Here is a 452-nt window from a genome sequence, read left to right as displayed (position 1 = left end):
CGGCGGCAGAGGTTGCGATAGCGCGCATCGCTCTCGCGCCCCTTGCCACGCACGGACATCTTTGCGGCGATCCAGACCTCGTCGCCGGCGGGCGCGCGGTCGACGGCCTGGAGGATCAGCTCGAGATTGAAGGCGAGCTTGAGCTCGCCAATCACCACGACAGGCGGATCGCCGGCGCTGAGACCGACGAGGTCGCAGCCGCCGATCTCGCCCTTGACCGTGAAGCCGAGCTCTTCGAGGAAGCGTTTGACGGGTAGATAAAGCGCGGTTTCCAAGGAAAGCGTCCGGGTCTTGCGTTCCGATCCGAGAATCAGTTGCTACCAGTCTAGCTCGGAACGCATTTGTGGCTCTGTGCCATTTGATCGGGAACCGATGGTACGGCTATCCTGCGAGCGGGACAGTCGGGCGCTTTACGAAGATGACAATCAGGAATGGGCTCTATCACATTCGCA

The 452-nt window shown here is 61.5% G+C and carries 1 pseudogene; it reads right to left on the bottom strand.

From position 1 onward, the window contains the following. Nucleotides 1–275, bottom strand: a pseudogene (locus tag O7B34_RS32005) (hypothetical protein); the annotation flags it as partial. Between the last annotated feature and the right edge of the window lie 177 nt (nucleotides 276–452).

Source organism: Mesorhizobium sp. Cs1299R1N3 (genome assembly GCF_037179625.1).
Taxonomy (GTDB): domain Bacteria; phylum Pseudomonadota; class Alphaproteobacteria; order Rhizobiales; family Rhizobiaceae; genus Mesorhizobium; species Mesorhizobium salmacidum.
The sequence above is the reverse complement of the archived record's forward strand: the minus strand, read 5'-3'. Positions and strand labels throughout refer to the sequence as shown.